This is a genomic window from Legionella dresdenensis, from assembly GCF_042649825.1.
Lineage (GTDB): Bacteria > Pseudomonadota > Gammaproteobacteria > Legionellales > Legionellaceae > Legionella_C > Legionella_C dresdenensis.
The window spans coordinates 107,191-122,442 of the sequence record NZ_JBHSAB010000002.1 but is presented as its reverse complement, the minus strand read 5'-3'; the positions used below and the strand labels follow the sequence as shown (position 1 = coordinate 122,442).

The window sequence follows — 15,252 nt, the reverse complement described above, 5'->3', positions numbered from 1 at the left end:
AGGACTACCGACATGCAGAGAAACAACAAACATTTTTTCAGGAAAAAATTACTGGCTTGCCTGTGGTTAGGGCTCATGATGACAACGGCTTATGCCGGATCGCCAGTGTGGACCTTTGAGCCGTTGACAGCGACCACGGTTTCAATACCTGCCAATGGCACAGCTACGGTACAGTATCGAGTGACTAATCAATCCAGTAAGCCGCACAGCTTAACCATGGAGCCAATTCAGGCTATTACCCAAATCACCGCGGGGCTTAATTTGTGCGGCAATCCTTTTGTACTCAGAGGCAAAAATTCCTGCGTATTGTCTTTGCAGATAAATGGCAGCCAGTTAAACAGCCCAATTATGGATGGTCCTGTAGTTTGTGATCAAGGAAACCCTGGTCAGTGTTATCGACCCAGTAGCCCTGATATTTTGCGTATAACCCAGGCGTTACCGATACTGGATGCGGAGATTACGGTTGCAGGGTCTCCTTTATTGCTAACGGTCAATGGCTCAACTGGGCAGTTAACGATAACTAACACATCCACTGACGTAGCAGCTACCAACATTGTATCAGATTTCACCGGAACGGCGTTGGATGGCTATGTGACAGAAACAGGCAACACCTGCGCGAATGTACCGCCAGGAGGCAATTGCACACTGACTTATACGCCAGGCAATACAATGGCGGCGCAAACGGATTTCACCATCCAGGGCAGCAATACCAATGCGTTGACGGCAGCCATCGCCATTCAATCAGGCAGCACGCTAACCGCCATCAATCCAACTTCAGGAGCGGCATCAGGGGGAACAGGTTTTACCTTAACGGGAACCGGGTTAACGGGTGCTGCCAGCGTCACCTTTGGCGGGGTAGCGGCAACCAGCATCAATGTAGTCAATTCGACGACAGTGACTGGCGTCACCCCTGCCCATGCGGCAGGAGCTGTGGACGTCGTGATTAACACGCCAGCAGGCGGTGCAACACTGACTAATGGCTATACTTACGCGGCCACCGCAATTGGACAACCGGCTTTTGGTGGAACAATCGCCTGCATGAACGGCGGCTTAAATAATCTGATTGCAGCCACTGCCGATAACAGCGCGGGGATTGAATGGGGCGGCTCTGGTGTAACTAATAATCCTGGACCGTATAGCCTCACCGATGGGGCCACTAATACAGCATATATTGTTGCCTGCTTTACAGGGCCAGGTGGAGGAGCAGGCTGTCCAATGAATATTGCTATCAATACTTATGCTGCGGGAATTTGCAGTGACTATGAAGTGGATTCTCATGGCAATACTCCTTGTCAGGCAGGGAATACATGCTACAACGATTGGTTCCTGCCATCCGCAGGCAACGTTTCAAGTCAAGCCTACTGTTTATATACCAATCGTGTGGCAATAGGCGGTTTTAGCGGTAGCAGATACTGGTGTTCTAGCTACAATGGCAATGATCTTCGCGCCTATGAACAGAACATGGGCGATGGTACCTATGGCGCCTATTTCAGGGTCGACCTTTATCGAGTAAGGTGCGTTCGGGCTTTCACCCCTTAACTCATTAAAGCTATGACAGGACCCTGAGGCGATGATTGTGAATGAGGCGGGTAAAGCGCTGGTCTGGTTCAGTTCACTTTGCTAGTACGATAAACCCGGGTTACGGCCTTTTAGGCCTGCACCCAGGCTACGAGTGAATGGATGCCGCTGACATGAATTACCTAAAATGGCCAACGAAGGATGGCGAAGTGGGCTTTAAATTTTAGCGCGCAGCTTGCGAGCACTAAAATTAAAGACTACCGCCATCGCGAGGATGACAACTTTTCTTAACTTAATGGCTCTAAAAATCGTTTGAATGCAATTAATTAATAGCCATGGAAGAAATCAGTTGGTATGATAGTAAGACAAAAGAACCAGTGTGATCAAATATAGAACGACATATGGTTTGAGGGTAGTTAGCTTTTTTATAAGGAAACTCTTATGTCTACTGTACTTCTAAAGAAACTGAAATTTCTGCTTACGCTTTTGGCAGTCCTTTTACTTCCCTTATTCTTCGGACAGTATGTGCCGCTTGAAGTAAAATCAATTAGCTATGCCCTTAGTCTGAGCATGAAAAGCGTTTTGGAGTTTGTTCTGCCTTTTATTATTTTCAGCTTTGTATTCTCCTGTCTGGGGAATCTGCGTAAAGGGGCTTTGTTTTTTGTCGTACTGTTAATTGTCTGTGTTTTTGCATCCAATTTTACCGCGCTAATGGTAGGTTTTGGCTCAGGTTACCTCGGTTTAAGCTTTTATCATTTTATGCCCAGTGCGATGGAAACCTCTCCTCAGTTGGCGCCTGCGTGGCAATTCCATCTAACCAAACTGATTTCCAATGATATTGCGCTACTGATTGGTTTTTTCAGCGGTATTTTCTTTTCGGTTTACCCTAATGACACTGCGAAAAAAATCGGCGCGAAACTGAATAGCATTGCCAATGGTTTCCTTAGAAAAGTTTTTATTCCGTTCCTGCCGCTATTCATTCTGGGATTTGTGTTCAAGCTTGAATATGAACATATCCTGCAGAAATCCTTAAATCTGTATGGCCCAATCCTGCTGTTGATAGTTGGCAGCCAATGGATCTACCTGCTGTGCTGGTATTTTGTTGCCGGTAACTTTTCATGGCAGAAATTTACCTATTATCTCCGCAATGTGCTGCCAGCAACGCTGACTGGTTTCAGCACGATTTCCAGTGCTGCCGCTATGCCAGTATTATTAATGTCTACTGAGAAAAATCTGGAAGACGAAGAGAAAGCAAGAATGCTGGTGCCTGCAATTATTAATATCCATACCATAGGCAGTGCGATTGCCATGCCAATTTTAAGCCTGGCAACCATGTTAACCTTCGGCATGCCGATGCCTTCGCTAAGTATGATTTTAACTTTTGCGTTCTACACCGCGTTGGCCAAATACGCAGTCGCTGCCGTTCCAGGCGGCGTTATCCTGGTTGTTACCCCTCTGCTTGAAGCGCATCTTGGTTTTTCAAGCGATATGATCGGGTTAATTACTGCGGTTTATTTAATCTGCGATCCGTTTGGAACAGCGGCTAATGTGACCGGTAACGGCGTATTCCCGATTATGTTTACCAGACTTAAAGAAAAACTGGAGCAAACTCGCCTTGTTGGTCTGCCTTCAGGTAAGACAGCGGCGGTTGGCAAGTAATTGTAATCTGTTATTCCCGCGAAGGCGGGGAACCAGCCTGAGAGATGGATTCCCGCCGCCTCCACCATCCGAATTTTCGCAGCATGGACATAAAGCAAGACCACGAATTGGAAAGTCCTCATGATCTGATTTTCTGGAAAAAGCATGCTTTGCACGCCAAATAATCTGGTCTGAACTTTGTTAAAAGTATCAATAGAAATGAGTGCCTTATGCCTTCCGAGTATAGATCTAATATCCCATTTAGGATAAGCAAATAATCCTCGCATAAAGAGATTGAGTTAATAGCCTTTAAGGACGCAACCTAGAATAAACATGAAAACAGATATTATTGCATATCATAAAAAGCAAGAATATCTTGCATATATTAAAACGTGAGCATATAATAACAATATATATAATAAGGTAAAATTATGTCCATAAATAAAGTGTCTCAAAAATTGATTGGGCGCAGAATCCAAGTAGCTCGTGAATCTAAAGATTACAGTCAAGATGACCTTACCAAGGCCATTGGATTAAAAAATCGCCAGAGCATATCTTCCATAGAAAATGGAGAAAGAGCCGTTAAATCTGAAGAGTTGTTATCTATATCAGAGTTCTTAGATTATGACATTGATTTTTTTCTAGATCCTTTTTCTGTTACTGGCGAAGCAAAATTTTCCTGGCGTGCATCCAATGATCTAGCTGAAAAAGAACTCGACGCTTTTGAACAACAAACTAGTAGATGGATAGGTTTATTACGCTGGTTACGGGAAATTAATAATAAGCAAAGCAATCCATTAAAATATAGTTTAAAACTTTCAAATAAATCTTCTTTTGAAGACGCTGTTAACTGTGCAGAAAAACTTGTTAAAATTCTTGAACTTGGCATAAAACCTACAGAACATCTTATTGATAGAATCGAACAAAAATTGGATATTCCTGTTATATTTGTAGATTCAAAACAAAACCAAGATGGTAGCGTTATTTCTGGCGCTTCATGTCATTTGCAGGATCTAGGTCTAATTTTAATTAATAAGAATGAACCTGAACCTAGAAGATATTATAATCTAGCACATGAGTTATTTCACATATTAACATGGGATGTGATGAAGCCTTCTCATAGAGAATCTAACTCAATTGAAGACCGTAAGAAAAATAAGCGAATTGAACAGCTGGCGGATAACTTTGCATCTGGAATATTAATGCCTGAAGAATCTTTGAATCATTTCATAAATAAAAAATTTATCAATGATACAAAGCATTTACTTGATGTGGCAATAGAACTAAAGGTTTCCCCACAAGCTTTAGCTTTTAGACTAGTTAATCTCAAATGGATTGAACAAGAAACAATGAATACATTAAAAAAACATAAACTACCTATGCATAACGACTGTGTTCTTAAGAAATTTCAGCCTATTTTTATTAATATGCTGCATAAGGCAATAGAGCAAGGTCAATTATCTGCAAGAAAAGCTGCTAAGACATTGAATATGAACTTATCACACCTAACAGACCTTTTTACAGAATATGATCTTTCTGCACCTTACGAATTGTAAAAATAAAATAAGAAGTCCTCATGTCAAAAACCAGAGTCTTTGTTGACACTAATATTATTTTAGAGTCTTTTCGAATTAATAGCTGGAATGCAATTTGTAATAAATATGCTATAGAAACAGTAGATAAATGCATTGAAGAAGCCGTATCTGGTAATTCTGATGATCCTCAACATATATCAATAAAACATGAAGAACTAACCAATGGCCTATCAGGAAGATATAATCCTACCAAAAAAGATATTACTAATTTAATAATCGATTATCCACAAACACAAGGTATTGATGATGGTGAACTTCACCTATTTGCATGGCTTTATGCACAAAAATTACTGCCAAGTGCATTGATTTTAATATCAACAGCCGATAAAGCTGCAATTAAATCTACTGGTTTATTAGGATGGTTAGATTCTGTTACTTCGTTAGAATACCTATTAAATACTGCCGGTGTGACCAGACAACAGAATCATAAATTAAAAGCTCATTATAGAACTGATTGGTTAAATAAAATAAAGTCGCAAATAAAATTAGAGTTAATGTAATAAAGAAATGGCTCCAGCAAGCCTATAGCACGTATTAAAGTACATGAACGCTTGTAATACTAGCCTTTCCCTCCTCTTACGACGAAGAAATTGATACGCTGCATTGTATCAAGGCTACCCGGCTACTTTGTTTGTGTAGCCAGCACCGCTTTTCGTTCTTTTCTCTTTTCCTGCCAACTCTGCAACACTACATAAAACGCCGGTACAAACAACATTGCCAGACAGGTTGACGCCAGCATACCGCTGCAGACAGCAATGCCAATTGAGCGGCGCGCATTGGCGCCAGCGCCAGTTGCGAAAACCAGCGGCAATACTCCCATAATAAAGGCAAAAGAAGTCATCAGAATTGGCCGAAAACGGGTTTTTGCGCCATGAACAGCGGCTTCGATAATGGATTTATTATGGATTAAACGATGTTCGCGGGCGACCTCAACTATCAAAATCGCATTCTTTGCCGCCAGCGCTATCAGTAATAACAGGCCAATCTGGGTATACATATTATTTGCCAGCCCCAGTGCTGATAACGCAAATACCGTACCAATCAGCGCCAAGGGCACACTGAGTAACACTGAAGCGGGCGTGACCCAATTTTCATATTGTCCGGCAAGAATCATATAAACCAGTATCAGCGACAACAGGAAAATATAATAACTTAAATTACCTGCCAGCTTTTCCTGATAAGAGGTACTTGTCCATTCATAGGCCATTCCGGCAGGCAATGAAACGTGGGCCAGTTGCTCCATTATATTAATTGCCTGGCCAGAGCTGTAGCCCGGTGCAGAAGCGCCATTAATACTGCTGGAAGGGTATAAGTTATATAAGGAAATAATTGCTGGCCCCACAGCAGGTCCCATATCAGTCAGGGTACCAAATGGCACCATCTCGCCAGCCTCGTTTCTGACATAAAAATTACGCACATCGTCAACCGTCATTCTGGCCTCTGCCTCTGCCTGAACATATACCTGAAAAACCTGGCCGAACTTGGTGAAAAGATTTACGTAAGAAGAGCCAAGATAGGTTTGCAATGTATCAAAAGCGTCTCCAAGCGGCACACCCAATGATTCAGACTTCACCCGGCTGATAGGCGCTGCAAGTTGTGGTACAGATGCCCGGAAGGAAGTCAGGAGATGCTGTAATTCCGTTTGTTGATTACCATTCTGGATTAAGAGATCAGTCACAGCCTGCAATTTGCGGTAATCAAAACTGCCGTCGCGCAATTCCACTTGCATCTGGAAACCACCTGATAAACCCAAACCCTGAATCGGCGGCGGCACAATAACCATCACTTTTGCGCTTAAAGTTTTGGTTGCGATATCATTAAGTTTGGTATAAAGCGGCAGTAACCCCTCCCCTTCGCCGCGCTCACTCCAATCCTTGAACATGACATACAAAATTCCGGCATTCGCCAGGCTAGTGTTGTTATCCAGCAAGGAAACACCGTCAATTGAAATCACATTGGCAACACCGCCCACCTTGGAAACTTCATCGCTTAACTCCTTCATCACCGCTTCAGTGCGTGATAACGATGCGCCATCAGGCAACATGACATTCATGATCAGATAGCCCTGATCCTCGATCGGAATAAAGCCGGTCGGAATGCGGCTGATGCCGAAAACTGCCAGCGCAACTAAGACCAGACCTATAATACAGACTTTGCCGCTATTGTTGGCCAGTTTTTCAATAAACCCAACATAGGCCGCTTCCAACGGATTATAGAAGCGGTCAAATGTCCGGAAAAAAATATTTTTAGGCTTGGAGGTATCCAATGGCTTTAACCATAAGGCGCATTGGGTCGGCTTCAGTGTCATGGCGTTAATCGCACTGATCAAAGCCGTGGCAGCAATAACTAACGCGAACTGGGCATACATTGCGCCAGTAAGGCCAGGCATAAAGCCTGCCGGAACGAACACCGCCATTAAAACCAGGGTTATCCCCAGAATCGGGCCGAAAAGCTCTTGCATGGTTTTAATAGCAGCCTCTTTCGGCGGCACGCCACGCTCAATGTAATGACTGACTCCTTCGACAATAACGATTGCGTCATCGACTACAATACCAATTGCCAATACCAGTGCGAATAAAGTCAGCAGGTTGACTGTATAGCCTAAAAATAACAGGGCGATAAATGTTCCAATAATAGTAACCGGCACCGTTGTCGCTGGAACCAGCGTGGCACGGAAGTTTTGTAAAAAGACAACAATGACAATGAGTACTAAAATTCCCGCTTCAATCAACGTCTTATATACTTCATTGATCGATTCGGTTACAAACACGGTAGTGTCGAAGGGGATTGTATATTGTAAGCCAGGCGGAAAATTTTTCGCCATATTAGCAACGGTTTTACGCACTTCAGTTGCAACTTGCAAAGCATTAGCGCCCGGTAACTGGAAAATGCCAATCGCAGCTGCCGGCTTGTTATTAAGTTTGGAAAGCTGGTTATAATTCGCAGAACCCAGTTCAACCCGGCCAACATCACGGATACGAACAAGCTGGGCGCTGCTGCCGGCATTGGCCTGCTGATCAGCTTTTACGGGCATGCTTTTGATAATAATATCAGCAAATTGATCCGGGTCAGCCAATTGGCCAGGCACATTAACGGTAAACTGATAGGCTTGCTGGCCAGCTATGGGTGGAGAGGCAACCTGTCCTGCCGAAATTTCCTTATTCTGATTACTGACCGCATTCAATACATCGCTGGGATTTAAGCCGAATGCCATCATTTTTTGTGGATCAAGCCAGATCCGCATCGCATAGGTTCCTGAACCAAAAATAACCACATTGCCGACCCCCGGCAGTCGCGCCAGTTCGTTTTGCATATTGATGGTGGCATAATTATTGAGGAACAGACCATCATATTGATCTTTTTCTGAAGTCAGGGTAATAAATTGCAAAATCGCTGTGGATTTCTGCTGGACCAGTACGCCCTGTTGCTGAACCTGTTGTGGTAGTTGAGCCATCGCGGCCTGTACACGGTTCTGAACCAGAACTTGAGCGATATTCAAATCAGTACCAATATCAAACGTAACAATAAGATTATAATTACCATTGTTATTGCTGGTTGATTGCATATAAAGCATATCAGCCACGCCATTTACTTGCTGCTCAATCGGAAGCGCTACGGTTTTGATTAGGGTATCTGCATCAGCGCCAGGATAGGTGGTTGTAACCTGAATAGTCGGCGGTACTATCGCCGGATATTGTGATACTGGTAAAATCACGATGGCAATTGCACCCAGCAAAACCAGTAACAGTGCAATCACATTGGCCAGTACTGGTCTTTCAATAAAGAACTTGGAAATCATTTCTGTTTCTCACTTTTAAAGGACTCTGTCATTCCCGCGAAGGCGGGAATCCATCTCTCGAGCCAGCCTCTTACCTTGTTTGATGGGGTGGATCCCCGCCTCCGCGGGGATGACAAATTTTCTTAACTTAATGGCAATAAACCTATGCATAATTACTGTCACGCCAGAAAGGTAACTTGCTGGGCAGCGCTTTATTGGTTTTTGCCTGTACAAAACTACTGTTACGACAGGAAGGCAGCTGACTAGGCAGTATATTGTTGAGTCCAACCAGCGTAGTCTCCTTTTTTGTCTGAGGATTAACCTGTTTACCAGGCGTTGCATTCTGCAAGCCGTCAACAATTACGTTATCCTGAGCTGACAGGCCAGAGATCACTGCCCGCATACCGTTTTCTACTCCGCCCAGTTTGACCCGCTTGACCGCCACAGTGTTGTTGTTATCCACTGTCAGCAGATAAGCACCAATTTGATCATAAAGAACTGCGCTGTCTGGTACGGTTAAAGTTGGCTTCGGATTACTGGCTGCTATACGTACCTGTACAAACAGACCCGGCAACAAAGTTAAATCTTTATTAGGCAATAAGGCGCGAAACTGCATCGTTCCGGTTGAAGCATTAAGACCTGTGTTCACAAAATCAAGCTTGCCCTGATGCGGAAATCCTTTTTCATTCTGCATGGCAACGTAAACCGGGATTTTATTAATATCCTCTCGGGTAATTCCATGCGCTTTTGCCTCTGCACGCAGCTTAAGCAAATCAAGCTCGTTGAGATTAAAATACACGTAAATCGGATCAATCTGCTCGACATTCGCCAGTTCCGTTGCCTTGCCATTACCGACCAGATTTCCCGGATCGACCAGGTGGCGGCCAATACGGCCATCAAAAGGCGCCAATACTCGGGTATAGCTGTAATTGATTTGAGCTATCGAAACATTTGCTTCTGCTTTGGCAATTTCTGCAATTGATTCATCATATTTAGACCGCCACTGCTCGACGCTTTTCTGTGCAGTAGCATTTTCTTTATACATTTTCTGTTGGCGCTTGTATTCAGACAAATCATAAACTGAAGCCGCTTTGATTGCTTCGAGGCTGGCCTGTTCCGCTCTTAACTTTTCAAGATAAGGTTGCGGCTCAATAATAAATAATTCCTGACCTTTTTTTACCAGCGCGCCATCAGTAAATTTGATTTCATTCAGATAACCTTCAACCCGGGCAACGAGATTAACAGAATTGTAAGCCACCAGATTACCAGTCTGGTTAACATAATCAACCACATTGGCCAGCTTTGGTTTACTCACTGTAACAACAGGTACTGGCAGAGTCGGCGGCTGTTTTTTATTAGTAAAATGGACAACCAGATATAATAAAAATACAACAACCACGATTGCTGCCAGTTTCTGTAATTTTATTTTGTGCTCTGCAGTCATGCTTATCACCAGTTTGGTACGTAAAGTTGTTTAATTTGCTGGCCAGGAGTGACTGGCTTTTGGTGGTTTTGTTTTTCCAGCAAATTACCCCAATTTGTTCGATCCGCCATATCAGCCTTGGTTTTGGGCGAAATAACGTCATTACAGCCGCGAATCTGCCAGCCACCGCCCAGGGCGCGATAAAGCCCGACCAGCGCTTTACCGATTTCACCTTTTGCATCGGTTAAAGAGGTCTGGACTTGTAATTGCTGACGCTCGGTATCAAGGACGGTGGTATAACTCGCCTGCCCTTCCTTATAACGAACAATCGCCAGCTTTACCGCTTTGACTGCGGAGCTATTTGCCTGCTCAAGACTACGCTCGGCTTTGATTGCTTCGACATAACGCGTGATATAATCCTGCACTTCCTGCTGGGCTTTTAAAACCTTATTGATGTAATTCAACAACGCTTCCTGAAATACCGCATCCTGTACCCGGACGCTATTGGTAATCTGGCCATAGTTCAGGATCGGCCAGGTCAGCGACGGGCCTGCGGTTATTGTCCGGTGCGACCAATTAAACATATTGCTCATGGAGGATGAGCCTATCGTATTACCGGCAAAAGCAAAGGTTCCGACTAACGACAGCGCCGGATAAAGATTGGCTTTCACCGCCCCTATAGCCTCTGACTGGGCAACTGCTTCAAGACGTGCCTGATAGATGTCAGGTCGTTGCGCCAGCGTTTCCAGTGGGATGCCGACAGCAACACGCTGGATAGCCATTGGAATACCGCGGCTTTTTTTCAATATACCGTCAATATTAGTCGGTACTGTTCCAAGTAACACGGCCAAAATATCCTTTTGGCTCTGCAGGCTTGCAATCAATGGAGGCAGCTTCGCCTGTGTCGACGCAAGCTCGGTTTTAGCCTGCTGTACATCAAGCAAACTGGTTTCACCCGCATTAAAACGTGAATTAGCAATTTGCAGACTGTTGGCCTGAACCTGAATATTCGCTTTGGTAACTCGAATCTGTTCTTCTGTGGTACGAATACTGATATAGGTACTGGCAACATCCGAGGTTAAGGTGACCAAGGCATTATCATAAGCCGCTAACGATGCCAGGAATGTTGCGTCATTTGATCGGATAGCGCGGCGGTACTTACCCCAGAAATCCAGCTCCCAACTGGCTGAAGCACCTAAAGACGCGGTCTCAAAGCTTGAGGGAATAAGTCCCTGTAAAAAACCGCCGCCTATGCGTTGATAATTATAATTACCTGTAATCGCTTGTTGCTGCGGATAAAGCTCGCCTACGGATTGTGCAAGTTGGGCCCGGGCTTGCAAAACACGAACGCCAGCAATTTGAACTGTCAGGCTATTGCTGTAACCCTGATGAATGATGCTGGTCAGGGTTGGATCACGAAAAACTTTCCACCAGTTGGCATTCCTGACGGGGGCTTCCTTGATTGCCGGGCTTTTGGCCAACCAATGCTCTGCGACCGGCTTTTGCGGCTCCTTATAGTCTGGTCCCACCATACAGGCACTGAGAAGGAGGCATACAGCAAATATAAAAATCCTTAACATAGATCAATCATCCCTGATCGTATTTTAGAACATCCGCCACCATGAATATTTTGATTGTCTGAACTTAAAGGCGTGGAAGCGTCTGCATAAATAAAACAACACTATCATACCAACCAGCCAAAAACCAATTTGCGGCATAGGGGTAGTTAATTTTTCAGGAAGCAATAACGATAATCCAAAATATACAAACCAATGGACAACAAAGAAAAACAACGCGCATTGCGCCAATATTTTTAAAAAGCGAAATTTATCAAATACCGCGGGCCATGATTGACTGACTTTATACCACAGAACAATCCCTGATAAATTCATACCGCACGCCCATAAAAAATACTCGATAGAGGGCGGATGTTTTGAGGCGCAAAACCAGGAAATCCAGCTAATATCCTGACTGTCAGCAAGCTGTTTATAATCGCCGGCATGTAACCAGCCAGTCAGTGTTGCGGTACGCAGGATAAACCAGGCGGCCACTAATCCAAAAGCCAGATTTTTTAACTGCCGCATGCTGCCTGCATTTCTTGGCTGCAGTATTTTGCCTACAATCAAGCCCATGGCAACTGCTGGAAACCAGGGTATCGGCGTGTAATTGATTTCGAGCAAAATCCCGTTATAGTAAGTGTTTCCGGTTATCAGAAAAATAACCTGATTAAAGGTAGGCTGTAATTTTTCAGCTTGCAGATTGCCCACTAATATTTGCATAGTCAGAGTTATGGTTACAATAACTACCAGCGGAACAATGTACTCCCAGGGCATGTCAGGGATTTTATGTTTCAGATAAGCAATCAGACGCATGCAACAGGCTGCACCCATCATGCATAATCCCAATGTCATAAAGACACCGGCATATAGGAAAAATGGTTTATCAGACGAGACTAATTCAAATCCCTCAAGGATTGTTAGCTGCAATAAAACCAGCAACGAGCCGCGCAGAAACAAATAATTGAAAATTTCTTTCGGAGTACGGCCATCTTTTAACCACGAATGCCAGAGAAAAAAGATGCCAACGCCCATCATCATAAAAAAACCGCCTGCCACGCCTGACCCTACGATCACTTGTTGCAAGGCGTCAAGCCAGTTGTGGCCTTTCCATGCCGAAGTGACCTGCCAACTGGAGTTAGTATAGGGATCACTGGAATATTCGCGCGAATGTGCAAGCGCCATCAGGGTCATAATCATGCCGCGCTGCAGATCAAGCGCCTCGAAACGGCCTGTGCGTGCAATACTGACGGATTCTTCGGCTGCTATGGGTTGCTCAAGAAGCGCGGATTGGGTGTTTATCTGAGTCAAGTGTATGCCTAATAAAGAATTTTTCTATTGGCATGATGCATAAAATTCAGATTTTCGTCAATTATTTGGGTTCTGCATTTTTTCGCACAACCGGAACCTGGGTTTCGCTTCGCTGCACCCAGGCTACAATAGAATTGAATATGTTGTTTCACATTTGGAGCATTATTCTTCGCCCCGCAATTCAATATTCAGATGATCCTTAACTTTCTTTTTCTCCGCTTTCATGGCCGATTCCATTTCATTGGCCTCTGCAGTAGAAAGGGTTTTCCTGGCATCAGGAAAAATTTCGTTTTCTTCTTCCTCAATATGGTGCAACAGTGCCTGAGACATATGCTTAAAAAGCTGATTCCAGGCCGCTCCCCGAAGTGAAGTATCTGATAACCTGTCAAGCATTTCCTCAACCTCCGCATGCTCCTCACGGGCATGAGGAATTTCATCTTTGGTTTCTTTGTCTTTACTTAACGGTTTATAAAAAATTTTATCTTCTGCATCACTATGCACTTTGACTTTGGTTTTTAACTTATTAAATAATTCATCACGTTGCTCGGTATCTGACGATTTTAAATCTTCAATTTGCTGAATAATATCTTTTACTTCTTTGTGATCATGTTTCAAATAGGTATAAATACTCATGGCATCCCCCCGATTAACTGTTAACGATAACACCGCCATTAGGATGTAGAACCTGGCCAGTCATATAGGATGAATCCTCACTTGCCAGAAAAACAAATGAAGGCGCAATTTCTGCAGGTTGCCCCGGCCGCTGCATAGGTACTTGGGCGCCAAACTCCGCCACTTCTTCAGCACTGAAACTTGCCGGAATTAAGGGGGTCCATATGGGTCCTGGCGCTACCGCATTGACCCGAATTCCCTGTTTAACCAGATTTTGTGAAAGGGAGCGGGTTAAAGCAACAATCGCACCTTTGGTTGCAGAATAATCAATAAGCCCGCCACTGCCTTTATAAGCAGTCACAGAAGTCGTATTAATAATAGCTGCGCCTTGTTTTAAATGAGGCATGGCGGATGCAATCATATAAAAATAGGAGAAAAAGTTGGTTTTAAAGGTTGCTTCCAATTGTTCGCAACTGATTTCCTCTATGTGCTTTTTAACGTGCTGTTCAGCGCAATTATTTACCAGAATATCGAGTTTATGGTATTTCTCAATCGCTCTCTGAACAACTTGCTGGCAGGCGTCATGTGACTGCAGATTCGCTGGAATTAACAAACATTCCCCGCCAATGTCATTGATAATCTGTTCCGTTTCCTGAGCGTCTTCATGCTCATTCAAATATTGAATAACAACCCGCGCCCCCTCTAACACAAAAGCACAGGCCACTGCACGGCCAATTCCACTGTCACCGCCAGTAATAATAGCTACTTTATCTTTCAGTTTATTACTGCCCTGATAATTCGGGGATAAATAAACCGGCTTCGGTTCCATTTTTTTTTCAATGCCAGGTTGGCGTGCCTGATGTTGGGGCGGCATTTGCTGATTATGTTGCATAACTCACCTCGTCATTTATTGTTTTTCCGTAAAAATCCCTTTTTTACATATCAATCAGTATAGCACATATATTGTGACAAAAATCAACTCAATTTTTTTGACAATTCTGATTGCATATAATGCCGGAAAAACAATCGATCCCGGTAATTGCCAAACTGTCAGATATATTTATACTATTGCCGCCGGGTTTATTAAGGATTAGGAGATATTGTGAAACGCATTGTGACTTGTCTGGTATTAAATTTGTTATTTGCTCTGCCCATTTCTGCGGATACTGCTGAAAAATTCATTTTTGACAATCAACACAGCTATGTGCAGTGGCAGGTTGAACATTTTGGTTTTTCAAATCAGACTGGCAAATGGTTTGTTAATGGCGAGTTGACTCTGGATAAAGAAAATCCGCAGAATAGTAAAGTAGTTGCAACCATTAACCTTGCTGATTTGATCACTGGTTTGCCAAAACTGGATAGCGAATTGAAGGACAAGCAATTTTTTAATATTGCCCAATTCCCAATCGCCAAGTTTGAAAGCAATCGTGTCGAGTTGATCAATAGCAGTACTGCACGTGTTGATGGCATTTTAACTTTACATGGCAGAAGCGAGCCAATTTCACTGAATGTTAAATTAAATCGGACTGGTAAAAATCCGGTTACTAATAAAATGACGGTTGGTTTCAGTGCTAATACCGTGTTAAAGCGTTCTGATTTTGGCATCAAAGCGTATCTGCCGAATATTGGCGATGAGGTGAAAATTCAGATTGGGGCAGAAGCTTATCAGGCTGATGCTTAATATCTAGAATTGATGTGTTGGGCTTTACAGCCCATAGCCGTCAAGCTAAGGAATTAAATTTCTACATTTCACAATATCGTTCGGGCTGAGGAAGCGCTTTAGCGCTGTCTCGAAGCCTGTGATACAGTGCCACGCCTTCG

General features: G+C 43.6%; 11 protein-coding genes. 5 read left to right on the top strand and 6 right to left on the bottom strand.

Annotated features, from left to right (window positions below):
* Window positions 1–12 precede the first annotated feature (12 nt).
* The 4 genes from ACFORL_RS03245 to ACFORL_RS03230 all read left to right on the top strand — a co-directional run bounded on the left by ACFORL_RS03245 (window position 13) and on the right by ACFORL_RS03230 (window position 5,251).
* Window positions 13–1,539 carry an IPT/TIG domain-containing protein gene (locus ACFORL_RS03245; protein WP_382341056.1) on the top strand — a complete coding sequence of 509 codons (1,527 nt, stop codon included), beginning with the start codon at window positions 13–15 and terminating at the stop codon, window positions 1,537–1,539.
* Between the two features lie 420 nt (window positions 1,540–1,959).
* Window positions 1,960–3,177 carry a cation:dicarboxylate symporter family transporter gene (locus tag ACFORL_RS03240; RefSeq protein WP_382341054.1) on the top strand — a complete coding sequence of 406 codons (1,218 nt, stop codon included), beginning with the start codon at window positions 1,960–1,962 and terminating at the stop codon, window positions 3,175–3,177.
* 410 nt (window positions 3,178–3,587) lie between these two features.
* Window positions 3,588–4,712, top strand: coding sequence for a helix-turn-helix domain-containing protein (locus ACFORL_RS03235; protein ID WP_382341052.1), 1,125 nt, complete (start codon window positions 3,588–3,590; stop codon window positions 4,710–4,712).
* A gap of 20 nt (window positions 4,713–4,732) precedes the next feature.
* Window positions 4,733–5,251 (top strand): hypothetical protein, encoded by a 519-nt coding sequence (locus ACFORL_RS03230; RefSeq protein WP_382341050.1) that lies wholly within the window; start codon window positions 4,733–4,735, stop codon window positions 5,249–5,251.
* Window positions 5,252–5,373: 122 nt separating this feature from the next.
* Here ACFORL_RS03230 and ACFORL_RS03225 read toward each other — a convergent pair whose 3' ends face one another.
* The 6 genes from ACFORL_RS03225 to ACFORL_RS03200 all read right to left on the bottom strand — a co-directional run bounded on the left by ACFORL_RS03225 (window position 5,374) and on the right by ACFORL_RS03200 (window position 14,323).
* Window positions 5,374–8,550: an efflux RND transporter permease subunit gene (locus ACFORL_RS03225; protein WP_382341049.1), complete on the bottom strand. Its 3,177-nt coding sequence runs from the start codon at window positions 8,548–8,550 to the stop codon at window positions 5,374–5,376.
* 142 nt (window positions 8,551–8,692) lie between these two features.
* Window positions 8,693–9,973 (bottom strand): efflux RND transporter periplasmic adaptor subunit, encoded by a 1,281-nt coding sequence (locus tag ACFORL_RS03220; RefSeq protein ID WP_382341047.1) that lies wholly within the window; start codon window positions 9,971–9,973, stop codon window positions 8,693–8,695.
* A 5-nt stretch (window positions 9,974–9,978) separates the two neighbouring features.
* A complete protein-coding gene (locus ACFORL_RS03215) occupies window positions 9,979–11,532 on the bottom strand; it encodes an efflux transporter outer membrane subunit (RefSeq protein ID WP_382341045.1) in 1,554 nt (517 codons plus the stop codon).
* Window positions 11,533–11,556: 24 nt separating this feature from the next.
* A complete protein-coding gene (locus ACFORL_RS03210) occupies window positions 11,557–12,819 on the bottom strand; it encodes a hypothetical protein (RefSeq protein ID WP_382341043.1) in 1,263 nt (420 codons plus the stop codon).
* 162 nt (window positions 12,820–12,981) lie between these two features.
* Window positions 12,982–13,452, bottom strand: a complete 471-nt coding sequence (locus tag ACFORL_RS03205) for a hemerythrin domain-containing protein (protein WP_382341042.1) — start codon at window positions 13,450–13,452, stop codon at window positions 12,982–12,984.
* A 13-nt stretch (window positions 13,453–13,465) separates the two neighbouring features.
* A complete protein-coding gene (locus tag ACFORL_RS03200) occupies window positions 13,466–14,323 on the bottom strand; it encodes an SDR family oxidoreductase (protein WP_382341040.1) in 858 nt (285 codons plus the stop codon).
* Window positions 14,324–14,533: 210 nt separating this feature from the next.
* Here ACFORL_RS03200 and ACFORL_RS03195 point away from each other — a divergent pair, with 210 nt between their 5' ends.
* A complete protein-coding gene (locus ACFORL_RS03195; protein ID WP_382341038.1) occupies window positions 14,534–15,112 on the top strand; it encodes a YceI family protein in 579 nt (192 codons plus the stop codon).
* Window positions 15,113–15,252 lie beyond the last annotated feature (140 nt).